Origin of the sequence: Thiosocius teredinicola (genome assembly GCF_002009425.1) — a bacterium.
Taxonomy (GTDB): Bacteria; Pseudomonadota; Gammaproteobacteria; order Chromatiales; family Chromatiaceae; genus Thiosocius; species Thiosocius teredinicola.
In genome coordinates this window covers 3,157,125-3,180,848 of the sequence record NZ_CP019936.1, presented here as the reverse complement: position 1 = coordinate 3,180,848, position 23,724 = coordinate 3,157,125, and the positions used below count along the sequence as shown (strand labels likewise).

Here is a 23,724-nt window from a genome sequence, read left to right as displayed (position 1 = left end):
GAGATTACTTGGTCGGTTATCGCGAGCAAACAGAGAGCCTCGGGCCACCCGTGCGCCCGAATATCTCTCAAGACCGAACAGAGCAGGAACTCGCACATGTCGCAGGAAACGTTGGCTGCAGACGTCGTCGATCAGGCTGTCGCAGAAGGTGGCGCCTATGAAGTCATTCGCAAGCGTTTGCAGGAGCAGAGGAAGCAACTCGCAGAGAAAGCCAAGGCACTCAATGAGGCGCGCTTGGCTGAGTTCGGTGACGCTGATATGCGCCTTGCCGGCAGGTTCAATGTTCGCACCGAGAACAACTGCGTATCGCGCGACATCGTCCAGGTCGGTGGCCTGCTGCTTTTCGGCTACAACGTCTTCATCGGCCTGAAGCAGGAGACCAAGGTTGACGATGTTTTCGCCTTGTTCAGTCTGCAGGAATCGGGCGATAGTTACGAGATGACCCCGGTTAAAACCGAGGGCACGTTCCTTTCCGACCCTGGTTTCACCAAGGATTTCGCCGAGCTCTATAAATACTACAAACACACCCACCTGGTTCAGTTGACGGTTAGGGACGGCAAGCTGCTGGCCGGTTTTCAGGTTGGCGAGCGTGTCGAAGACATTCGCGTGTTCCGCTGGTCGCTATCGCCGGATGGAGCCGCCGTTACCTACATCGACAACCGCGGCGAACGCGATATTCAATTGCCGCCCGCTTACGATTTCGAATGGCAGATGGCAACGCGCGACAACATCATTCAAGGGCGCCACTCGCATATCAATATTCTCGACAAGGTGTTTGTCGACACGTTGGGTGGCGACCTGACGATCAAGGTTGAAGACAACACCGAGGACGGGCTGGGTATCTATCGTGAGCCGGTAGAAGATCAGACTCAGGCGCTGGGCGATGCGGAGGTGTATTACGCATCCGTCAATGGCCTGATCCTGCTGAAGATACTGCCTTACAAAGAAACGGTCTGGCGTTACCTGGTGTTCAATACACTCACGCAGCAGGTTCTGCGTATCGACGCGATCGGAGAATCCTGCGTCCAACTGCCGGAAGACCACGGTATCGTCTTCCCCGGCGGATACTATCTACAGACCGGCACCTACAAGACCTTCGATGAAGAAACACAGGGCCTGAAATTCAAACGCATAAGACGCTCACCGAATGGCGAGGATGTCTTGTATGTGTTCTATCGGCCGGACGACGGCGTTGTTGCGCTGTTGGCTTATAACCTCATCGAAAAAGAGCTCAAAAATCCGATGTACGGTCACGGCTACGCGTTGTCGGAAGACGGGCGACTAGTGATCTTTACGTCAGAGGGGCAGCCTACGCGGGTGCACCCCATGCAGATATGGGAAACGCCCTACGTATCTGACGAATACGCCAGCAAAGCACCCATCAGTGACTCGTTCTACGGCCGCATCGGCAACAACGATCTTGTGCGCGGTATCTCTGATCTCTACGCCATTCAGCGGATCATCGACAGCCAGACGGCTTCGGTGAAACTGTATGAATCGCTCAGCAGGTCTGCGCGCAAGCTGTTTGATGCCTATTACTGGATAGAATCCGAAGAGGCAGGCGGGGTCGGTGAGCTCGTCAAGGCGATTGCGGAAACATCAGACCTGGTCATCGATGAATTCGTCAAGGTTGAGGCGATCCGCAGAGAGTCGTCCAAGAAGATGACCGAGGCTGAGGAGGCCCAAGAAGAGATATTGCGTGAGCTGCGTGCGGAGAATTGGCAGGTGGCCGAGGACTATGTCGAAGCGCTCAAACGGGTGCAGCGCCAACGCGGCCATCTGGCGACGATCAAAGATTACCGTTACATCGATCGGGAGCGCATAGCCGCACTCGACGAAGAGCTTATCGAGGCGCGAGAGGCGCTGGGCGCGAAAACCATCGCTTTCTTATCCACGGATCAGGCACTCGATCCTTATAACGACAAGCTCGACGGCCTCGAGCACGAGATCGAGAAAGCGACCAAGGTTGCGGATCTTGATCCGCTGGTCGATGAGCTTGAGTCTACGGGTGTGGGCCTTGACTTGTTGTCGGAGTTGCTGACGACACTGGACGTTGCGGATGCGACCGTTCGAACGCAAATCGTCGATTCGATTTCACAACTCTACTCACGCTTGAATCAAACCAAGGCCTCAGCCAAACACAAGCGCAAGAGCATGGGTTCGGCGGAGGCCAAGGCGCAATTTGCAGCGCAGTTTAAACTGTTCTCGCAAAGCATCGCCAATGCCTTGGGACTGTCGACGACACCGGAGCGCAGCGATGAGCAGATGTCGCGGCTGCTGGTTCAACTCGAAGAAATGGAGAGCCAGTTCAGCGAGCACGAGGAATTCCTGTCCGATATCCTCGGCAAGCGCGAGGAGATCTACGAGAGCTTCGAAGCGCACAAGCAGCAACTGCTCGACGATCGTCAGCGCCGCGCCCAAGCGATCGGCGACGCCGCCGATCGCGTGCTCAAGAGCATCGAGCGGCGTTCCCTAAAGTTCACCGAAGCAGAAGACCTTAACACCTACTTCGCATCCGATGCCTTGGTGCTGAAGGCGCAGGAACTGGAAGCACAACTGCGAGAGTTGGGTAGCGCGGTGAAAGCGGACGATGTAGCCGCTCGTTTCAAAGGTGTCAAAGATCAGGCGCAGCGGGCTTTACGCGACAAAACCGAGATATTTGAAGACGGCGGAAATGTCATCAAGCTTGGTCCGCGGCATAGGTTCAGCGTCAATACACAAGAACTGGATCTAACGATCATTCCACGCGGTGATGCGCTGTTTCTGCACCTTACGGGCACCGACTACTACGACGAGCTGACACATCCCGATCTCTTGGCGCTGCGCGACTATTGGAATCTATCACTCGAATCAGAGAGTCCAGACGTGTATCGAAGCGAGTTCCTCGCCGCGCAGATTCTCTCGGCGGCTGAGGAACAGCGGGAGCAGCTGAGTATGGAGAGTCTCCGTGCTGCTGCGCTTGATGATGGAGCGATCAACACCCTCGTCAGCAAGTTCGCTCAGCCGCGTTACAAGGAAGGGTACGAAAAAGGCGTGCATGACCGTGACGCCGCGTTGATCCTTCAGCAATTGCTACCGGCACTCGAGAGTGCGGACCTGCTTCGCTACGATCCGATGAGCCGTGCTCTGGCTCATTTGTTTTGGGCGACGTTGTCAGATGATGAAAACAAGGAGCAGGTGCAGCACCTTACGTGGCAGAAACGCGCGCAGTCGGCCCAGCAGATGCGCTCAGCATTGGCCAGCGAGGCAGCGATTCGTCTGCTGAGCGACGAAATTGAAGCGGGTATCCAGGCATTTCTTAACGAGCAACCGCTTGAATTTGATGCAATGGTGGTGAACGCCGCTGCGCGTTATCTGGTTGTTGAGTTGAGTCGGGAGCGTCCCGAATTCATTGTCAGCAAGTATGGCCGCGAGCTTGTCGACGAGCTGAAGCGCTCGTTGGACGATGATACGTGGCGTCACTACAAAGACGTGATGTTGGCCTTGGACGGCCGCATCGCCGAGCGTTGGAATCTGAGTGTGGCTTGGTTGAGCGCCCTGGTCGACCGCAAGAATCTGAAAGGTCTAGAACGATACGTGCCAGAAGCGGCTGCGTTGTTGAACATCGATGGGCAGTTGACTCATCGTTCATCGGAAGTCGATCTAGAATTCACGGTTAACGGTCTGTTTGGCGAGCACCCACGGATCGCAGACCAGACGCTGCAAATGGCCTGCGATACGTTCTTGCAGCGGTTGGAAGCCCATAAGGCCGTTACTGTCCCGAGCTTTCATCGATACCAGCAAACGAGACAGGCGATACTTGATGAAGAGCGCCGTCTGCTCAGGCCGCAGGAGTTCAAACCTCGCCCGCTGAGTTCATTCGTGCGCAACCGTTTGATCAATGACGCCTACCTGCCGATCATCGGTGACAACTTGGCGAAACAGATGGGAACGCTGGGTGATAACAAGCGTACCGACCTGATGGGCCTCCTGATGATGATCTCGCCACCGGGTTACGGTAAGACCACGTTGATGGAATATGTGGCGAACCGACTTGGCCTGATCTTCATGAAGATCAACTGCCCGTCGCTCGGTGCAGAGGTTGTATCACTCGATCCACAGCAAGCCCCCGATGTAACTGCAGCGCGCGAACTGGAGAAACTGAATCTCGGACTGGAAATGGGCAACAACGTAATGTTGTACCTCGACGATATCCAGCACACGAATCCTGAGTTCCTGCAGAAATTCATCTCTCTGACCGACGCAACGCGGCGCATCGAAGGCGTTTGGAAGGGTCAGACCAAGACCTACGACATGCGCGGACGCAAATTCTGCGTTGTTATGGCGGGCAACCCGTATACCGAATCGGGTGAGGCCTTCAAGGTCCCGGACATGCTCGCAAACCGCGCCGACGTCTACAACCTCGGCGACATCTTGGGTGGCATGGAAGATCAGTTCGCGTTGAGCTATATCGAGAATTCGCTTACATCGAACCCGGTGCTTGCCCCACTGGCAACACGTGAAATGAGCGATGTCTACAAGCTGGTCGACATGGCCAAAGGAAAGCAGGTGGCGACCACGGACTTGTCGCACGAGTACAGCAGTGCCGAGGTCAATGAGATGACGGGCGTTCTGAAAAAGCTGTTCGTAGTTCAATCGATCGTGCTGAAGATCAACCAGCAGTACATAGCGTCGGCGGCGCAATCTGACAATAATCGGACTGAGCCGCCTTTCAAACTACAAGGCAGCTATCGAAACATGAACAAAATGGCGGAGAAGATCTCTGCCGTGATGAACGAAGACGAGATGATGCAGATGATTGCCGACCACTATGTTGGCGAAGCACAGATGCTCACCTCCGGTGCGGAAGAGAATCTGCTGAAGCTGGCAGAATTACGCGGCAATATGTCGCCTGAGCAGAGTAAGCGTTGGCTAGAAATCCTCGAGAGCTTCCGCCGCAACAGTGCCGCAGGAGGGGACGATCCCGGAACCCGGATCGCGGGTCAGTTATACGATTTGAACCATCAAATGCAATCGGCGATTGGACTGTTCGAAGAGCGCAATCGCGCTGAAGTCGAGGCGCGCAACGCACCGAACTTCAGCGACAAGGTGCTGGAGCAGGTGCAAGAGCTGGTTAAGTCGCTCAGCAACGTTCAATACTACGTCGAGGTGGTGAATGAACCAGTGCCGGGTATCGATGTGCTGCTCAAGAAGATGGTCGATACGTTGGAAACCAGTATCTACCCGCTTGTGCACGTAATGGAAGGGAAACTGGATATCGACCTCCGTACGCAAGAGAACACGGCCAAGATTTTTTCAGAGCTCAAGAATCTTCGTGCGTTGACGACGCAGAAGACCACCTCATCTGGCCGGTTGAAACGCAAGCCAGCCATTTCTCGCTCAGGCGAAGAAAATGACGCAGAATCCAATTAGGAACTTCTCGCTAGCACAGATGTCTACGAGTTTTCTGATCGAGTTCTTCCAAAGTAAGAGCACTTTCAGCTCTCAATAATGCCCCCAGAATCCGACTTCCATGGGAGCTCACTGCGAAATCTTCCCACATTCGATTGAGCCTAGAAGCAGGGGGCAGCTTTGAAACTAAAGCATCGGTGGAGATTGATCTTGCGCCCATTGCCAAAGTGTCTCACCGTAGTCGCTACTTATCGCAGGCATCACATCCCCGGCTTTGAAGTAACGGCGAGAATCGGCTTTCGCTGGCGTGAACCACCAGCCGGTTTCGGGGCAGGGTTGGCCAGCGGGGACGGATTGATGGGGTTGTGCGTGAACTACTGGGGCGCTCTGCGGGTATTCGGTAGCGTACTCGCGAGCCCAGGCCACTAGATCTTTTGGGTAGACCATGTGGGTGATCTGGCTGTCGTCGATGTTGCACAGATAGGCGACGGCCCCGGCTTCGAAAGCCCAATAGCCAAAATAGTCACCGTCGGTACCCTCGGTGCGCAAGTGGCCATCATGCCAGGGTGCGTACTTGAAGGCCGGATACCAGTTGTTGACGTAGTCGTTCAGCAATCTTGCGGCTATTTGATCGTCTTCCTCATACATCGCTCGAATCAGTGGGGTATAAGGGGCTTCGTGATACCACTCGTCCAATTCGATTCGGTCAGTCAAGTAGAATGCGAGAATGTCTTCGTAGAGTGTGTCTTCTCCTTTATAGCCCGGATCGATCAACGCGGCGATGCGTTTGAGGAGATCAGGACGATGCATGAGGACGCATAGCCCGATGATTTGCATTGCGCGCTCATAGTCGTCCAATTGGTCGAGTCCGAGCGGAGACATGTCGGGTGCTTCTTCGTACTCTGCAAGCGCCTTTTGGTATCGTTCATAGGCTTCGATCACGTTGGTGATCTGAGGACGGAGCTGTCCAATAGGTTGGCCGGCAGTGTAGCGGAGAGACAGTGCTTCATAGTGATCGCCCGACAATGCCTGATGTAGTAACGAGGCACCTTCTTTATCCGTATCCGGCAGTGCTAATTCTTTTGCAAAAGCTATGAGAAGTTTTTCTCTTCTATCGATTTGATGCTGTACAAAATCCTCAGTAAGAAATTGCTGCCTGCGCATACTGTAGGAATCTCCGGTCATTTCTCATCCTTAAGGCTCGGCAGTTTGCCATGTTTTTTCCGTAGCGAAGCTTTCCGTCGATTAACCGCTTTGCGTACCTCATTTTCGGCGTAATGAAAAGCTTTATGGTCTTCATGATCTGCTGGCGGAAGATTCTCCAATCGTGCTTTCATGTGCGCGGCTGGACTTCCACTCGGATGATAAGCGGGGCTGAAGAAGAGGTGGCGAGCGTAAGCTTTCTGTCTTTTTAGCCTAATCTCATCAGCTATGGCGCCAGTGACCGCCTTTTTAATATTGTTGATGATCCATTCATGGCTCATTTGCACAAGTACGGACTTTGTACCAGTAGGTGATTTGGCATCGCTATCTGTTTTGTCTCGTTTGGAGGTTTGGTTGTTTGTGCGCACTTGGGCTTTTCCGGCCTGACCTGACTTGCCCGTTTTCCCGCCGGGTTTTCCGGGCTTAGCTTTGCTGGGTGCTTCATCTATGGGCTCCAGCAGCTCACTGGCGTTTTTAACCGGAGCCACATTGGCGCCCAACTGGCTGGTAACGCTTGGCTGGCGCGTGTTGTTGCGTTTGCGCAGAAATTTCGGTGCATCCTCGTTCCTACTGGCTTTGGCCTCTACGATGGCGTAATTCTTGCCTTCATTGTGGCCGTCGGCGCGCCAAACGGCATCGAGCCCCGTGCCGTTTGTCGGATCATCCAGCTTATACAATACGTGCGGCGCTTTTGGGCTACCTCCCTTGCTGAGCTTCCCTGGTTTCGTCTTGCTCGGTGTACCCTCGGACCATTGGCCTTCGCTGCCGTCATCGTGGTTTTGCCAGTCTTTGCCCCAGCCAAACTGATAAGCGCAGATGTAGTCGGCGATATGCTCGCCGCCGATTCCGATCAGCTCGTTGGTCAGTTGCTGTAGGGCTTGGGTGCCGAGCGTGCTGTTGTCTATCGTATTGGCATGGCCGTCGGCGTGACCGGAAGTGCCTTGCTTGGCGACATCCCCAGATTTAGCGTTTGGATAGTTTTCATCGGCTTTACCACGAGATGGTGACTTCGCACTGCTGTTTCGCTGCATCTTTTTCCATTTCTGGATGCATTTCTCAACGATACCGACCAGCATGGGCATGTTGGTCGCCGCCATATCCAATGAGCTGATCACCATGTCTTGAATTGACTCGGGTAACGCTTCAAAGGTGTCGGAGTCGGTAACGCCTTGCTTGATTTTTTCGATCTGTGCTTTGAGCATTGCGGCGTTGAATATTTGATCGAGTAGTTCCTCGGGGCTGGTCTCGACGCCGGTTTGTTCCAGTACCTCCCTCAGTAAGTCGAACAAAACCGGCGCGAAGCGTTCAGGGTCACGGTTGACGATGCGCAAGCTTTTCTTAACGCCGTCCCCAGGGCCTGGAATCCAGCCAATGAGTGCCAACAGAAAGTCGAACTGAGCATCCTCTTTCTCCAGACCTTCTTCGGCGGTGTAGAGTGCAATCGCCGACTCGATCGTGTCGTACGCATCAATGGCCTGCCCGAGTATCGGCACCAAACCTATTCCAATGCCGATTCCAAGTTCGACTACGGCATCGTCGTATGCTTCCTCGAGTTCGGCCTCTCGTTGCGCTTCGCAACCCGGTGTGTCAGGTGTTTCTTCGCAAGTCTGTTGATTATCGGTGTTGGTGGAATCGTCGGTCATTTAGAGCGTCCTGTCTCGCTTCTTATCAACGCCTCAAGGTCGGTAGACTCGGGATTCAAGCCGAGCTTGCGGAGGTCGGCGGACACGCCTTGTTCGGTTACTTGCAATACAGATACCGGGTCAGGAGTGAACGGATTCGGGCTGTCGCTGTAGAATATTTTTGTGGCACAGTTGGGTACGCTTTCGATCCGAGCGTGGCCGTTACTGTCGATGACCGTACCCCTTGGAAGTGAGCCACGTTTGATGTGGGAGTCTGAGCATATCAGGCCACTTCCTGAGCGAACACGGCGGGTGGTTTCTTGCCCAGTGATCGGTGTGGCCCGATATCGTTGTAGTGGTCTCGCCAGGCATCGATCGTTTCGCGCGCGTCCTCCAAGCTAGCGAACCAATTCAGATCGAGACAGTAGTCTCGGAACTTGCCGTTGAAGCTCTCGACGAACGCGTTCTGGGTGGGCCTGCCGGGTTGAATGAAATGCGGCGTCACCTTGGCACGCTTCGCCCAAAAGAACATTGCCTTTGACGTGAACTCTGGGCCATTGTCGACAACGATGGTTTTCGGTAACGGCCTGCTCAGCTGATCAAGAGCACGAGCAACCCGGTGTCCGGAGATCGATGTGTCGACGATCTGCAGTACGCACTCTCGGGAGTAATCGTCGACGACGTTGAGGACGCGGAAGCGCCGCCCATTGGCTAGCTGATCCGAGACGAAATCCATCGACCAGCGCTGATTAACCTTGTCTGGTACCAGCATCGGCACACGCGGCCTCGTCAGCTTCTTACGGCGCTTGGTGCGCACCTGCAGCCCTTCTTCGCGGTAGATCCGGTAGGTCCGTTTGTGATTCATCACGTGACCGGCGGCCCTCAGCATGTCATGCAGCGTCGGGTAACCATAGCGAGGGTATTGCTCGGCCAACATCTTGAGCCTCTCGCGCAGGCCCGTATCATCGCAACCTTTCAGCGGCGACCAGATGGCAGAACGGCTAAAACCGACGACACGGCAAGCACGACGTTCACTGAAACGGCGATCCTTGAGGTGTTCTACGGCCCGTCGCCGTTGCGCAGCCGTCACCACTTTCCCTCCACCAACTCCTTGAGCGCGGCTTTGTCGAGCTCAGCCTCAGCCAGCAGGCGCTTGAGCTTGGCATTCTCCTGCTCAAGGTCCCGCAGCCGCTTGGCTTCCGAGACCTCCATGCCGCCGTACTTCGATTTCCAGCGGTAGATCGTGTTCTCCACGATCCCGTGGCGACGGGCCAGGTCTGGCACTGAGGCTCCGGCCTGGTGCTCCTTGAGGATCGAGATAATCTGTTCTTCTGTGTAGCGCTTGCGCTTCATCTTGGGACCTCCTTGGGGTCAAAATACAAGGAAATCCCACATCACGCATGGCTCGGATTACGGGGGTACGGTCATCGAGATGGCCCGTGTAGCGTGTACCGTCATTGAAGGTGATAACGTACGGATGGCCTGCCTTCGGGCGTAGCGCGCTGTCGTGCAAATTCAGCTCGATGAACTTGGGTGGGCGATCTGCGAGTCCTTGTGGAAGTCCTTGAAGCGCCGCCGGCCTGCTCCCCCGCCTAATAAACGCATTGCAATTGCCTTTAACCGAAAACTGCCCAGGGCAGGCAAAGGTCACGTCTCCGCCTTTGATCGTGATCGAGCTCTGTCCAGCCTTGAGCACAATGCTGTCTTTGGCGAGGATGTGGATCTCGTCGCTGGAGCTGGTCACCGTTACGGGCTTGTCGGCGAGCACTTCCAGTTCATTGGTGTGCGCCTGCAGGCTGACCTCGCCGGCGGCGGCGATGGTCTTGATGCCACCGGAGTGACTGAACCAGCTCGCGCCTTTTCAAAATGAAACGACATGCCTTCTTCGGCCAACAGGCGGCGGACGAAGTCGAAATCCGTTTCGAGGTATTGGACACACAGGCTGTGCATGCGAAGTTGTTGGCTGACGTCCCATTGCCAGTCGGCCTGGGGGTAGTCGGCGAAGACCTCAAGGATGCTCGAGGTGATGCCCAGCGAAGTGTGTATGGTTCACCTATCGGCCAACACCAGGTCGATGAAGTCGCCGTTGCTGAATGCAACCTTGAAACTGTTTGCCGCCACCTCGAGCAGATTGAACCCTTCGGCTTTGCTGCTGATATTGTCGAACTTCATCGTGATTCTAACCGGAACATCCGCTGGCAGCTCTTCCCGAAACCAAGGGCCTTTATTCGAGCTGCTGCCAAATGTAACTTCGGAAGGTTCGTAAACATTACCTTCACTATCGATGAGGCGCGAGTCCTGTGTGAGGTTCAGTACCTGATTGCGTTCTTCGCTCGTCACCAGCAGTTCGATGACGGCTTTGCGATCCGCAAAATGAAAACGATCGAGGCGAAACTCAAACCCTTGCTCAATCTTCGGATTCTGCCCTGGTGTTCTTAAGCTTTCGACGATCGCATGGAGTTCGTTGATCTTCTGATAGTCGAAGGCTTTTACCAATCCACCACCAAACAGCAGGCCAATCACCGCAGTGATAGCCGATATCCAGCTGGGGAGCAGTCCCTTGTTCTCTCTACTCATATTCCTGTCTCAGACGTGGTGGTTTTTCTGATTCGCTGTCGCACTTGCACTTTACCGCTGAATCGCCTGATTACGCCGCATGACCACTGTCTGACGATCTGTCATCGACCGCCTTGAACTGCACGCCGAAGATGGTTTGAAAGAGGTGTTGTTTGATCTTCGCAAAGAAACCCTCCGTCGCGGTCAGACCAATGCCTCGTGGTTTGTCTCCTTCTTCACGCCGGTGCCAAAGGTGGACGTAGTTCAGGCGGCTTTGGATTGCGTCGAACTGATCGGGGATGAGCAGGGCGCTCAACGTGAGGACGCGGCGGCAGTGGCGTTGCCGTTCTTCGTGTTCACCGCGATAGGCGATGTGCATAAACGAATCGATCGCTTCGAGTAGTTCGCGGGCGGTTTCCTGTTTGCGGCCATCCTGCTCAGCTTTGAGCGTGGCCCGTGTCTGATAGGTTGCGACGCGTGCGGCGATAATGCCGCCGATAGCAGCGGCAATGAGCGTTGATCCGGCATTCAACCAATCGATGTTCATTCCCTTGAGCCTCTTACGCTAGAGTTTCGGCGGAGATTGATCCGGCGACCACTGCCAGAAGGTTTCACCATAATCACTGTCAATCGAAGGCATCACCTCGCCGGCTTTGAAGTAGCGGCGGGAATCGGCTTTGGCGGGTGTAAACCACCAACCCGTTTCCGGGCAGGCTTGGCCGGCGGGAATACTTGGGCGTTGGGGCGTGCCGGACTGGCCGGTATCGGGCTCTGGCTCAGGCACTGCGTCATGTGTTCGGGCGTAGTCGACGAGGTCTTTCGGATAGAAGGGCAGATCGCGATAGCTGCTGTCATCGATGTCCCACAGGTAGGTGACGAGGCCGGATTCGAAGGCCCAGTAGCCGGAAAAGTGCTGTGGAACCCGCTTGTGACGGTTATGCCAGTAGCATCCACGCATCGAGCCGTACCACTTTTTGAGGAACTGGGCCATCAGCTTGGGTTGTTTATCGGGCGGCGCCTGAGTGAGTTCCAGTAGGATCGGGTGAGCCTTGAGCATGCTCATAACCTTGGGTGCCGGCTCACTGGGTAGACCGAGCTTATCGATCAGGGTTTCGTAGAGGGCGTCGGTGCCACGATTGTCATCGTGGGCAACGTTGGTTAGCTCCACTATACGTGGGACGAGATAGTCGTAGCGCAGCAGCTTCGCGAGACTGAGCAGCGCTAAAATACGGTAGTAGGCATCGATTTCGTCTAGATAAAAGGGTTCGGTTTTATATACAGGGTGAGGCAGAGAATCTGCCTCAGAAACTTCGACAACCTTTGTAAACTTTGCACCTAATTCCTCTATAGGTACTCCTGCGGAGTACTGCCCAACAAATTGTTCGAAATACTCGTTGGAAATAGTTGCACTCCACTGACTATACATCCGAAACGCATCAGATCGTTTCGGGAGTTCGTTATAGAAGAGCTGTTCTACGCGGTTGAGCCTGCTCGCAATGCCCTTCATAAGTGCGTTGTAAGAATTCTCATTCAAAAACCGTTCACGTTTGTTTTTCTCGAATCTGCTCATAAACGTTATCCGATTGGCTTAGACTTTCCAGGTCGGCATGCCGTCGATGTCGAAGCCGCGTAGTGCATAGGGAGGAAAGTAGGCCGCTCCTTTCATTCTTCGTTTTCCAGCCCTGGGGCGCGCATACTTGCCGTTCTTCGATTTGTGAGGCTGGCAGCCGTAAAGCCAGCGGGCGTAGCCTTCGATATCAATCTCAATATGTTTCGGGTTATCCGTGCCATCCTCTTGGTTGGGGAATGCGTCTACGAGTCGTTGCTCTATCCACTTCTTACTCATCTGCCTACCGGACTGGGTCTTTTTCAGCTTTTTCTTGAACTGATAATCAGTGAGCGGTTTGTCTTTATTCGTCTGGTAACCGAATTTCGCCTCCATGACCACAAATCGCGGGTAAGTGGGCGGCCGGTGGCTGGTGGGGGAAAACTCCGCGGGTATGTCGCCGAAGGGTTCCACTGCGCGGGTGATCATCTTCGGGACCACTTCCCCTTCTATTTCGATGCCGAGCTCATCAAACACCATCCCTGCCGATAGTGGCAGACCGCTGTACGTTTTCGGATAGACAACGGGCACGGACAGGCGGGATGCGGGTTTCTCATACACACCATCGATGCCTTGGTCGGGACTGAAGAAGGAACTGTTGTCGCGCTTGTCCTGACCAGGTTTTGGGTAGATACGATCGTAGTCCGCGTAGTTGACCAGAAAATTGTCGACACAGCTTTCGCACAGGTTGCCATTGATCTGATTGGCCACCCAGTCGAGCAGGAAGTCGGGCAGTTTGTCTACGATCTTCGAATTGTTGATATTGGTCGCGGCCTGGTAAACCTTGTCCTGCACAGCAGCGACGGCCTTGACGAGGAAATCCTGAACCCGTTTCAGCGCGCGGGTGATCCAGTTTGCCAGTTTCTGGCCCCATTCTGTCAGGGTGCGTTTGATGCTGGAGAACCAGTCGCCTAGATACTCACCCATTTTGTTGAGGACCTTGCGGATCATCTCAGAGATCTTACCGGCATACTGAGGCAAGTTGAGGTTGCTTAGATAGTCTAGCGAATTGCCGGGAGAGACATGGCGCAGCATTGCCAGGCCATCGACCATATCGTCGGTGCGAGCATAGACGCGATAGATGATCTTTCCTGCCCGCCCAATGTAAGGGATTACCATGGCGGCGACGGCCAGTGCGAGTTCGGCGACGGCCTGCTGCGTTTCCTCGTTCGTGTCGTCTTCCGTATCGACCAACGTGGCGAGAGCGGCAAACAAGTCGCGAAAATCCTCCAGATACCAAACGGCGATCTGTTTACCCATGGTCAACGGGTTAATTGACGAGATCAGGCGCAGGATGTCGGCGAACAGGTTGGCTAGCCAACTGTCTTGTTTTTCGAGGTAATCGGCCAATCCCCCGTTGACGGGATCAAGCTCGAGTGCAGCAAAACCTTTCGCGAATTCGTCCAGTGTCTCGGCACCCTCACGCGCTCCCTTGGCGGCTAAGTCGCGTATCCAATCGAACGAGTCTTCTAGGAAATACATTGCGTTGTCGTCTTCCAGGCTGACGAGGGTGCCGCGATCCGATATGGTCAATGTACTCACTTAAGATATCTCCGATGCAGTTCCCGATGCCGCCGCTTTTAGGGCGGTTATCCAATCATTCTTGTTTGCGCTTGCTTGTGCGCCAGAGGCTGAGCTGGGATCGTATTTTCGTGCATCGACGAGTTCCACTTTGCCGACGCCGGCTGGCACATCATCGAGATGGACCATGCCTTGGTCATTCAAGATGCCGCGCCGTACTGAACCATCTTTGAAGGTCAGGATGTACTTCGCGCCGGCAATTGGTTTCAAGTCTGCTTCGTGGTAACTGACTTCGATCCAGTTCTGGAGGTCTTCAAGGCCGGACGGGAGTGGAGGGCGCACGGCCGGCCGACTCCCCGGCCCAATAAACGCATTCCAATTACCCTTGACCGAAAACTGCCCAGGGCAGGCAAAGGTCACATCCCCGCCTTTGATCGTGATCGAGCTATGTCCGGCCTTCAGTACGATGCTGTCTTTGGCGAGAATGTGGATCTCGTCGCTAGAACTGGTCACGGTCACGGACTTGTCGGCGAGCACTTCCAGTTCATCCGTGTGCGCTTGCAGGCTGACCTCGCCGGCGGCGGCGATGGTCTTGATGCCACCGGTGTGACTGAACCAACTTGCCCCTTGGCCAACTGCGCTGCTGAAGGTATGTGCCGCGGCGGTGTGCAGATCCTGCTGCACGGTGGCGTGGATGTGCTGACCGGCAAACAACACGGTGCTTGCCGGTGAGCTCAGTCCGATGTCACCGGGGGCCTCGCTGACGATAAAAGGCGCCTCGAACCGTTCTGTTGGGTCGCCCAGGTCACGACTGCCCGGTTTGGCCTTCTTGGCGGCTTGGCCGCCAATACCTCCTTCGTATTTGCCTCCCTTGGAGGGATCGAGGCTGTCGATGAAGGTGGTTTGGTCGGGATTGCTGGCCAGCGGTTTGGCGCCTTGCGCAACCGCTGCGTCGGAGAGGGCTTCGGCGGTCTTCTCTGCTGCACGTAGCTGGCCGACGGTTTCAGCGACATCCATCTGCGTTGAAACACTCTGGGGTCGAGCGGTGGCCGAGATCAGCAGGCCTTCACCGGCACGTACTGCCACCCAGGCATCCGAGCGCAGTTCGAAGCCCGCGCCCCGCCATGCGCCGCGTTGTGCTGAGCGTGGATCCTGGTGGATCAGGTGACCGAGACCAAGCTGGCTATCCGCATAGCTACTGGCGAAGCGCGTGCGCAGCTGATCGGGGGCATCGTCGGCCACCCATTGGTTGAAGCCATCGTTATGATTGTGGCTCATCCAGCCGGAGAGTACGCCGGGATGGTTGGCGCTGGCATCGACCCCGGCCGAGAAGGGTGGCATGTCGGCCCCGTTATAGAGCTGCCGGCTGACCAGTGGTCGGTCGATGTCGCCTTCAACAAAGTCGACCAGCACCTCGGTTCCGAGGCGTGGCAGGTTATGGCTGCCCCAATTCGGGCCAGCCAGCCATTCGGCGACACGCACCCAGGTACCTGCCTGGTCGTTGCCGGGCGCATTGCCTTGAGTTTCGGCCGGTATGCCTTCGGTCAGCCCGCCAGCATTGGGCCGCTCGCCGCGCTGCCAGGCGAACTGCACCTTGATGCGGTGGTCGCGCTCGGTCGTCAGCGGCGCATCGGGCAGGCCGACAACCAGGGCTGTCTGTGGTCGAATCGACGGCTTGGACCGCGGTAGCGGCACAATCGGCACACCAGTGGGCTGGACATGAAAGCGGTTGCGATAGGTGCCCGCCTCGATACTCGCGGCCTCGATCAGTTTGGCCGCTTGCGTGCCGAGATTGTTGGCACCTTCGTGTTCAACCGCCAAGACAACAAACTGAGCATCGTCGCCCACATAGTCTTCGTGCTGGCTCAGGGCGAAGACGGTACCCTCGTTGAGCTGGCGCACGCTGCCGCCGCCTTCGAAGCGTCGGTAGCCCGCTTCGTGCGCGGCCAACAACAGGTCGGTGCGTAGTTGGGCGGCATCAGTGGACTCGAATTGGTAAGCGCCCGAGCCGTCGTAGACTTCGAGCACCGGCAAATCGCCGTTCTCGAGCGCGCTGCCGGCTTCAGCATCGGTTGCGACCAGTTCTTTGTAGTTCCAGCTGCTTTGAATTGCGACATTGGGCAGCACCCTGCGGGTTTCGCTAAACAGCTGGATACTGTCGCTGACCTCCGGGGCATCGGCGCGGTGGAAGCGGATATCCGGTTGGGCGTTGTCCGGCAGCTCGGCCTCGCGATCGAAAACGATCAGCTTGTGGCGCGCATGCGTGATCTCGTCGCCGGCCTGCGCCTGCTGGTCGTGTTCAAAACGAAACGACAGGCCTTCTTCGGCCAACAGGCGGCGGACGAAGTCGAGGTCCGTTTCGCGGTATTGGACACACAGGCTGCGCATGCGAAGTTGTTGGCTGACGTCCCACTGCCAGTCGGCTTGGGGGTAGTCGGCGAAGATCCGCTCGCAGATGCCGCGGATGTCGACATCCTGAAAGACCAGGCTGTTGTGCCGGTACGAGAGGAATCGCAACCAGGGTTCTATACGCAGTCGGTAACGTGCGAGACCGCCGTCGGCGCCGAGCTGCATGGCTTCGGTGACATAGCCGTGCCATGCACGTTTGCTGTCGTCTGCTTGCAGTAGATAAAGCGTGACTTCTTCGCCGATCAGGGTCTTGAGTTCGAGGTTGGCCGAGGTCGACACACAGTCGATCTCGAAAACGAAGTTCTCGAACACGGCTTCCCGCCCATGGAAGCGCTCGACCAGAAGTGCAGCCTCCGGCAGCGCGGTAGCGATCTCAATCAGGCGATTCTGCTGGCTTAGCAGGTCAGGGAAGAATGAGCGATCCATGCATCGTATTCCGTAGCTACTGGCGCCGTCAGGGCAGAGTGATCTGCAGGTACGGTGCGCGCGGTGGCAGTGAAACCAGGTTTTGATACGGGCTCAGCGCCGCGGCAGTCTGGTCGGCCGAATAGTCGCGCAGACCGATGTATGCCAACAGTCCGGACAGTGCCAGCACTGAGGCCAATGCCCATGCGGGGAAGTTGCGTCGCAGGCGATGGGCGATTCGGTCAGGTGCCTGCCAATGCGGTGCGAATGGTGCTCGCTGCCCCTTGAGATGGGCTATCTGCTCGCCTAACTGGCGCGTGAAATAGCTCAGCTTTTCCGGTCCTTCGAGCAGATACTTGCCTTTAAAGCCGAGCAACAGGCAAAGGTGAAACACTTCGAGTGCCGGCAAGCGATTGTGACCATCCCGGCGGGCTTCTTCGAGCTTGTCGTAAAAATGCTCGCCGGCGAGCTGATCGCCGAACAAGGTGAGTTGCAGCGGCTGGCGTTCCCATTCATCCCGGATATGTCCGGGTGTCGAAAGTACGGCCTCATCGATGGTGGCGCAGAAAGCATACTTGGCATCGTAGATATCGGCGGCCGCGAAATCGTGTCGTGTTGCGCGACGTTCGAAATCATCCAGAAAGCGGCTCACGCGATCGACGAAGCTCGCTGCGCTCGTGGGTTCCCAGCCGTTGCGCAGCAGGTAGCTCAGATAGAACCCCTCGTAGAGTAGATCGGCAAGCGTTTCGACTTCATGGCGATCAGCGGGTGCTGTGGTTTCGACTGGTGGGTCGGCGTACAGGGTGGCGACAGAGCTCATGCGTTCACCGCGATCAGTTCAAGTGAAAGGTCATCGAAGCCTTCTGGGGCATAGATGGTGACAGACTGGGCTTGCAGCATCCGTTCATAGAGCGGACTGCGCGGATCCAGCGAAAAATAGCAAGCCCCCGGGCGTACTGGTATGGCCGGCGGAACCTGGGCCGCATGCACCAGCTTCACGCCATGCATTGCCGAAAGGACGAGTTTCTCGACGTCATCGGGCGCACCGATCTTCATACGCACCGGCACCGATTCGATAAGCTTCGGCAAAGGTTGAGCGGCCGACACGCCAAGATAGAAAGCAGTCTTGTCGTTGATCTTTTCCGAATCGAGGCGCCCGGCATGAAAAGCAGGTTTGGTTTCGGTCAACGCAATTCTGAAGTATCGCGTCGAGATGACCGTATCGAGCAGGTCACGCAGTATCTGGTCGAGTTTGAGAAAACCGGAGCCGGGATGGGCGTGATCGTACGTCGGAAGGTCGGCCAACGAATAGGTTTTCGAGAATGTCAGCAGGCCGCCCGCGAGGCGCAACTGTTCCTGAAACAGCCGTTCAGGATGAAGCACCGGGTTCTGATGCAGGTGCGCGAGCGATGCAACGGCACTGCTGATCGTGTGCAACAACCAGAACGATGCGATATCGCCAGAACGAAACTCGATGATGTTTTTTGATGGCTCTCGGTGGAAGCCGTACAGGGCGTTGACCTTGGCTTGCAAGGCATCGAGCAATCGCCTCAGCTGCAACATGATCATCGGTGCGGCACCGATAGACAGGGTAGGGGGCATGTAAGCCGTATCCAGTTCGAATCCGCTGGCCGGCGTCTTGCGCACGCGCAACAGTGCCATAGAAACATATTGGTCGAGCGGGTCGTCGGCGGGTTTCAAGCGTGCTGCTTTCTTGAGTACGGGAATCTCGGCTTCTGCCGCGTCGGTGAAGAGGTCGGCGCTGTTCTGATGTGAGACGACGTAGCGACGTTGCTCCTGCTCGTTGTCTTCGGGTACTGAGTTTCCGCCGTGCTGCCGCATCTGATGTAGGGCCAGGCGGAACTCGGTGGACTCGTCGCCGACAATTTCGTCAAGCGCCACCGGCGGTGGTAAGAGGTCTCTATCGGGGGCTATATAGCTTTCGCCGTCGGGCAAGACGGCATCGATGTGATCGATACGCAGTATGCCGCCCCTGAGGGCGTCATTGTCGACAACCAGATGACGCACACCCCATCCGAAGGGTTGGGCCGTCAGCAACGCATCACTCACCAGTGATTCGTGGTAGGCGTCCTGTTGTTGAAAGTGCTGAGGTCTGAGGAAGAGTCCTTCGCCCCAAAGAATCTTTGCCTGTTTCACGTGTCATTACTCTTCTAAAAGCAGCGAATGCCGCTAAGGGAGCGGGTGGCATCCGTGGCGCCCGCATCAGTCAGTTCACCTTCGGCGACGGTCATGGCACAGCTATGGAAACCGACGGCGATGCCGGTTTCTTCAGATGTCTCGCGGTTGAACGCCAGCTTCCAACGGTTCGGTGCCGGATCTCTAAACAGGGCGACAACGCCGATGACCTTGACGCCGGGTTCCACCTGCTCTTCGAGCTGATAGGTCTTGCCCGGGATAAGCGTCAGTTCGCGCACGTTTACCAGATCTTCGGAAATAACGGCTTTCTCTGAATCCTCGTTACCGACCTTCGCATAGGGCAGTGTCGAAAATCCTGCCTCGTTTCGCAGTTGATACAAGCGAACGACGAGAGAGAGTGACTCGCCCGATTCAGTCGCGTTCAACAGCTCGCCGGCCGAAAGCGTGACCAGCATCGGACGCGGTGCGTTCGGGTCCGGCGGCGTAAGGCCGACAGACTTCATTGCCGCACCCAAAGCAGCCCCGGCAACCTCAGTGGCAACTGTGGTTACGCAGCCGTATAGAAGCGGTAAGAAGCAGACTAGTGTTAACCAACGCCGTATCGAATTGGCGCTTTGTCGTGGCTGTCCTTGCACGTTATTCGCTCAGCTGTACATCTATCCTTAAGGAGCTTGCATTCCCATCGTTCCATATCAATGGTGGAAGGCGCCACAATGTTACATCATCGGTGCGCTCGACGCTTGTGCATATCGATCGCTTTGCTTTGCTTGCATTAAATTTACTGCAATTTACATGCTACAAATTCGTTACCTGACGCGAAGCCTATTGCGAGCGGTCGGCAATTAATGTACGTTACCGGCCGTACGGTAGCGACGTGTTAAACGCTTCCGTGCACAAGGACGATTCAATCACCAGACACACCCGGATTAGGGACGATTAGGGTTCAAGTGCGCTTCTCTATCTTGATTTTCGTTGTCGCTTTGCAAGCGACGCTCGTGGGTTGTTCCGGCATGCCGTCGCGCATGTCCGACGAAGAACGTACACGACATCTCACCGAGGCCGAGCTAAAAGCCAACGAACTGGTTTCTGCCGGCAAATACGAACAGGCAATCGGCATATTGACCAAAGCCGCGAGCATGCATCCCGGGCGGAAAGAACCGTGGGTGAACATGGCAAAGCTGTATTTTGGCAATGCGCAATATGGCGAAGCTATCGTGGCTTCCGAGGAAGTGCTGCAGCGCGACCCGGCCGACAGCACTGCGAAAAGTGTACGCGCCGTTAGCGGGTTGCGCGTAGCCACAGAGTCTCTGTGGGACCTTCGCGAAGACACCGAAACCACCGGTTCCGCACGCGACGATGCGAAGAACCTTGCCAAGGTTCTGCGTGAAATACTGGGTGAGGAAGTGCTCGTTCCGCCGATCGATCAGGAGCGGCTCAAGAAGCAACGCATGGCTGAAGAAGCCGCGGTCCGCCGTGCCGAAAGACGTGCGCGGGCTGCTCGCCGGGCCGCCAGGGAGGCGGCCAAAGCCAAGGCGCAAGCGGAGGCAGGCAAGGCGCTGGAAGATGCGATCAGCGATAAAGCACCGGCACTCGACGGTGATCCCTTTAACGTGTTGCGCTAGTCGATGAAAGATTATTCGCGTGTCGTGGTTCTCGATACGGACTTGAGGTGCCGTCGGTCCAAGTGACTCAGACAGCGTTTATTTTGCAAATTAAGGATTTCAATTCGCCGGGTTGTCGGTGATCGGAAATCGGGAGATTGAGATGGCAAAAAAAGAAAGCGTTCAGAAGCGGTTGCAGAAGGTGCGTCCGCCGCGTGTCCAGCTTACCTACGATGTCGAGATCGGCGATGCAATCGAACAGAAAGAGATTCCGTTCGTTGTTGGTGTGCTTGGTGATTTCTCCGGTCAGAGCGAGAAAGATCAAGGCAAACTTCGCGATCGTAAATTTGTAAACGTGGACATGGACAATCTGGATGATGTGATTGGCAGCATTGCTCCGCGCGCCGCTTATCGCGTCAAGAACAAGTTGACTGACGAAGGTGGTGAGATCGGGATCGATCTTACCTTCGACAAGTTCGAAGATTTTCGTCCGGAAGCGGTTGTGCAGAACGTTGAGCCCCTACGCAAGCTCATGGAGGCGAGATCCAAACTCGCCGATCTGCGCAACAAAATGGCGGGCAATGAAAAGCTTGAGGATCTACTGAGTGACGTGCTGCAAAGTACCGAACAGCTGCAGAAACTCGGCAAGAAGGAGGAAGACTGATGAGCGCAGCGCAGGGTGAACAGCCGGCAGCCCCGGCTGCGGAAGGTGGACTTCTCGACAACATCATTGCCGAGAGTCGGGTTGCCAAATCTGACGCGGAGCGCGCGCGTGCGCGCGATATCATCAGCGAGCTGGCCAGTCAGGTGCTTGAAGGCGAAGTTGTCGTATCGGAAAACCTTTCGGCTTCGTTGGATGCACGTGTCGCAGAGCTCGACAAACTGATCTCTGAACAGCTTAGTGAGGTCATGCACGCGCCTGAGTTTCAGAAACTCGAGAGCGCATGGACCGGCCTGCATTATCTTGCGAAGCAGACGTCTACGGGCTCGATGATGAAGATCAAGCTCATGAACGCGACGCAGAAGGAACTCGTCAAAGACTTCAAGACGGCGATCGATTTCGATCAGAGTGCGCTGTTCAAGAAAGTGTATGAAGAAGAGTTCGGAACCTTCGGCGGGGCGCCGTTCGGCACGCTGATCGGTCAGTTCGAACTGACGCGACAGCCTGAAGACATGTATTTCGTCGAGCAGATGTCGCATGTCGCGGCTGCTGCACACGCACCGTTCATCGCCGCTGCCTCACCGGAACTGTTCGGGCTGGATTCGTACACCGAACTTGGCAAGCCGCGCGATATGTCGAAGGTCTTCGACACAGTTGAGTACGCGAAGTGGAAATCGTTCCGCGAATCGGAAGATTCACGCTATGTCGGCCTGACGATGCCGCGTTTTCTAGGTCGCTTGCCGTATAACCCGGTTGATGGTGTTACCACCGAAGGGTTCAACTACGTCGAGGATGTCGACGGCACGGATCACTCGAAGTATCTCTGGTGCAACGCGGCATTCGCCATGGGGTCGCGCCTTACCAACGCATTCGAGAACTACGGCTGGTGCGCAGCCATTCGCGGCGTTGAGGGTGGCGGTCTGGTTGAAGACCTGCCTACGCATACTTTCCGTACCGACGATGGTGAAGTGGCGCTGAAGTGTCCTACCGAGATTTCCATTACTGACCGACGTGAAAAAGAGCTCAGTGATCTCGGTTTCATTCCGTTGGTTCACTGTAAGAACACCGATTACGCAGCGTTCTTCGGTGCTCAATCGGCACAAAAACCCAAGAAATACGACACCGATGCAGCGAATGCCAATGCATCTTTGTCTGCCCAGTTGCAGTACATATTTGCCGTCAGTCGAATTGCGCATTACATGAAGGCCATGATGCGCGACAAAATCGGCAGCTTTGCCGCGCCGTCCAACGTAGAGACCTATCTGCAGCGTTGGATTGACCAATATGTCACTGCGGACGATTCCGCTTCTCAGGAAACCAAGGCACAGTTTCCGCTGCGCGAAGCGTCTGTCGAAGTCAGCGAGGTCCCCGGAAGGCCTGGCGTCTACCGTGCGGTCTCGTTCATTCGACCGCACTTCCAGCTCGATGAGCTTTCTGTGTCGTTACGCCTGGTGGCCGAGTTGCCGCAGGCAAGCAATGGATAATTAACCAACACTGTAAGGAGTTGTTCCGTAATGAAGGACATTTACGTAGAGTTCAAAGGAAGCGACATCAAGGGAGATGCGCGCGACCAGAAGCACAAGGACCAGGTCGAGGTTTACACCTGGAGCCACGCTATGCGTCAGCCGAAGTCGGCGACGGCTTCTGGTTCGGGCGGTCATACTGCTGAGCGTTGTGAGCACGATGAAATGGTTTTCACCAAAGACATCGATGGCTCCAGCCCCAAGCTGTACCAAGCGTGTTCGTCAGGTCTGATCATCAACGACGTTGTGATCACCTTCTACCGTGCATTTGGCGGTAAGAACACCACCGGCAATCCCAGCACCACGCAGAACCGTCATCAGTACATGCGTATTGAGCTGAAAGACGTTCTCGTTTCGTCGGTTTCACCTTCCGTTTCAAGCGAGGGTATTCCGACCGAAACGTTTGCGCTCAAGTACTCGGCGGTCAAGTGGACCTATGATGAACTGAACATCAATGGTGACAAGTCCGGCAAGGTCAACATCCAGGGCGCCTGGAACCTCGCCAAGAACACGCCCAATCTGACCTGAGCGTAGCTTCTGATATGAACATGGCGGTGCCTTGCCGCCATGTTCTTGTGCTGCATTCCTTATGCGAGGATTTGAACCGACACTGTTCGACAAGCTCTGTGACGACTCGCCAGTGGGTCCGGTGCATCGTCGACTGTCGGTTGATGAATTAAAAGACTCTGTCGCACGTGATCTCGAAGCGCTGTTGAATGCACGCACGGTGTTCGATGATTCGGTGATGGAAGGTTATCCCGAAGCCGCGCGCTCCATTGCGTCTTTCGGGCTCGTCGATTTTGCCGGCCTTTCGTTGGCCAGCGTGCATGACCGCGTGACAATATGTCGGTCTCTCGAAAGCGCAATCTCCAAGCACGAACCGCGATTGAAGAACGTACAGGTGTCGCTCGACCTGGACCGTCGGTCGGTCAACTCCCTGGCGTTTTCCATCAAAGCAATGTTGGTGGTTAAACCGGCTCGCGAGCCGGTGAACTTCGATGCGATGTTGCAGCCGACGACACTGCAATATTCGGTAAACCGACAGAAGGCGTCGGGTGTGACAGGCTGA

At 55.8% G+C, this 23,724-nt stretch carries 18 protein-coding genes and 1 pseudogene; 6 read left to right on the top strand and 13 right to left on the bottom strand.

All coding sequences use genetic code 11. The features are described 5' to 3' along the window. Positions 1-96 precede the first annotated feature (96 nt). Positions 97-5,412: a DNA repair ATPase gene (locus tag B1781_RS15100; RefSeq protein ID WP_078120448.1), complete on the top strand. Its 5,316-nt coding sequence runs from the start codon at positions 97-99 to the stop codon at positions 5,410-5,412. A 165-nt stretch (positions 5,413-5,577) separates the two neighbouring features. Here B1781_RS15100 and B1781_RS15095 read toward each other — a convergent pair whose 3' ends face one another. From B1781_RS15095 to tssJ, 13 genes and pseudogenes are all read right to left on the bottom strand, one after another. Then, a complete protein-coding gene (locus tag B1781_RS15095; protein ID WP_125932116.1) occupies positions 5,578-6,576 on the bottom strand; it encodes a PoNe immunity protein domain-containing protein in 999 nt (332 codons plus the stop codon). After that, entirely contained in the window at positions 6,573-8,237 is a 1,665-nt protein-coding gene (locus B1781_RS23455) for a hypothetical protein (RefSeq protein ID WP_078120447.1), read from the bottom strand. The genes B1781_RS15095 and B1781_RS23455 overlap by 4 nt, the downstream gene beginning before the upstream one ends. 262 nt (positions 8,238-8,499) lie before the next feature. Beyond that, positions 8,500-9,569, bottom strand: a protein-coding gene (locus tag B1781_RS15085; protein WP_125931932.1) for an IS3 family transposase whose coding sequence is annotated in 2 segments (ribosomal slippage) — positions 8,500-9,314 and positions 9,314-9,569 — 1,071 coding nt in all. Because the reading frame shifts where the segments join, the coding sequence is not laid out codon by codon here. Positions 9,570-9,885: 316 nt separating this feature from the next. Continuing rightward, positions 9,886-10,035 (bottom strand): annotated as a pseudogene (locus B1781_RS23630) (DUF2345 domain-containing protein); the annotation flags it as partial. Beyond that, positions 9,963-10,166 carry a contractile injection system protein, VgrG/Pvc8 family gene (locus B1781_RS23625; protein ID WP_408646252.1) on the bottom strand — a complete coding sequence of 68 codons (204 nt, stop codon included), beginning with the start codon at positions 10,164-10,166 and terminating at the stop codon, positions 9,963-9,965. The gene B1781_RS23625 and the pseudogene B1781_RS23630, both read right to left, overlap by 73 nt. 99 nt (positions 10,167-10,265) lie before the next feature. Next, on the bottom strand, positions 10,266-10,793 hold the full coding sequence (locus B1781_RS15070) for a hypothetical protein (RefSeq protein WP_125932115.1): 528 nt from the start codon (positions 10,791-10,793) through the stop codon (positions 10,266-10,268). 70 nt (positions 10,794-10,863) lie between these two features. Next, positions 10,864-11,319 carry a hypothetical protein gene (locus B1781_RS15065; RefSeq protein WP_078120443.1) on the bottom strand — a complete coding sequence of 152 codons (456 nt, stop codon included), beginning with the start codon at positions 11,317-11,319 and terminating at the stop codon, positions 10,864-10,866. Positions 11,320-11,337: 18 nt separating this feature from the next. Next, on the bottom strand, positions 11,338-12,342 hold the full coding sequence (locus tag B1781_RS15060) for a PoNe immunity protein domain-containing protein (RefSeq protein ID WP_078120442.1): 1,005 nt from the start codon (positions 12,340-12,342) through the stop codon (positions 11,338-11,340). 18 nt (positions 12,343-12,360) lie between these two features. Beyond that, on the bottom strand, positions 12,361-13,920 hold the full coding sequence (locus tag B1781_RS15055; RefSeq protein ID WP_078120441.1) for a hypothetical protein: 1,560 nt from the start codon (positions 13,918-13,920) through the stop codon (positions 12,361-12,363). After that, complete coding sequence (locus tag B1781_RS15050) at positions 13,921-16,734, bottom strand: type VI secretion system Vgr family protein (RefSeq protein ID WP_078120440.1); 2,814 nt, start codon at positions 16,732-16,734, stop codon at positions 13,921-13,923. 28 nt (positions 16,735-16,762) lie between these two features. Continuing rightward, positions 16,763-17,533 carry a DotU family type IV/VI secretion system protein gene (locus tag B1781_RS15045; RefSeq protein WP_078120439.1) on the bottom strand — a complete coding sequence of 257 codons (771 nt, stop codon included), beginning with the start codon at positions 17,531-17,533 and terminating at the stop codon, positions 16,763-16,765. Next, positions 17,530-18,870 carry a type VI secretion system baseplate subunit TssK gene (tssK, locus tag B1781_RS15040; protein WP_078120438.1) on the bottom strand — a complete coding sequence of 447 codons (1,341 nt, stop codon included), beginning with the start codon at positions 18,868-18,870 and terminating at the stop codon, positions 17,530-17,532. Before tssK ends, B1781_RS15045 begins: the two co-directional genes overlap by 4 nt. Before the next feature lie 14 nt (positions 18,871-18,884). Next, entirely contained in the window at positions 18,885-19,505 is a 621-nt protein-coding gene (gene tssJ, locus B1781_RS15035) for a type VI secretion system lipoprotein TssJ (RefSeq protein WP_078120437.1), read from the bottom strand. 387 nt (positions 19,506-19,892) lie between these two features. Here tssJ and B1781_RS15030 point away from each other — a divergent pair, with 387 nt between their 5' ends. The 5 genes from B1781_RS15030 to tssE all read left to right on the top strand — a co-directional run bounded on the left by B1781_RS15030 (position 19,893) and on the right by tssE (position 23,724). Then, positions 19,893-20,492, top strand: a complete 600-nt coding sequence (locus tag B1781_RS15030) for a tetratricopeptide repeat protein (RefSeq protein WP_078122088.1) — start codon at positions 19,893-19,895, stop codon at positions 20,490-20,492. Between the two features lie 118 nt (positions 20,493-20,610). Further along, positions 20,611-21,135, top strand: coding sequence for a type VI secretion system contractile sheath small subunit (gene tssB, locus B1781_RS15025; protein ID WP_334223991.1), 525 nt, complete (start codon positions 20,611-20,613; stop codon positions 21,133-21,135). Next, positions 21,135-22,616, top strand: a complete 1,482-nt coding sequence (gene tssC / locus B1781_RS15020) for a type VI secretion system contractile sheath large subunit (RefSeq protein ID WP_078120436.1) — start codon at positions 21,135-21,137, stop codon at positions 22,614-22,616. Before tssB ends, tssC begins: the two co-directional genes overlap by 1 nt. Before the next feature lie 30 nt (positions 22,617-22,646). Further along, positions 22,647-23,183 carry an Hcp family type VI secretion system effector gene (locus B1781_RS15015; protein ID WP_078120435.1) on the top strand — a complete coding sequence of 179 codons (537 nt, stop codon included), beginning with the start codon at positions 22,647-22,649 and terminating at the stop codon, positions 23,181-23,183. A 61-nt stretch (positions 23,184-23,244) separates the two neighbouring features. After that, the gene (gene tssE, locus B1781_RS15010) at positions 23,245-23,724 is read left to right on the top strand and encodes a type VI secretion system baseplate subunit TssE (protein ID WP_078120434.1); all 480 of its coding nucleotides are present in this window, start codon (positions 23,245-23,247) and stop codon (positions 23,722-23,724) included.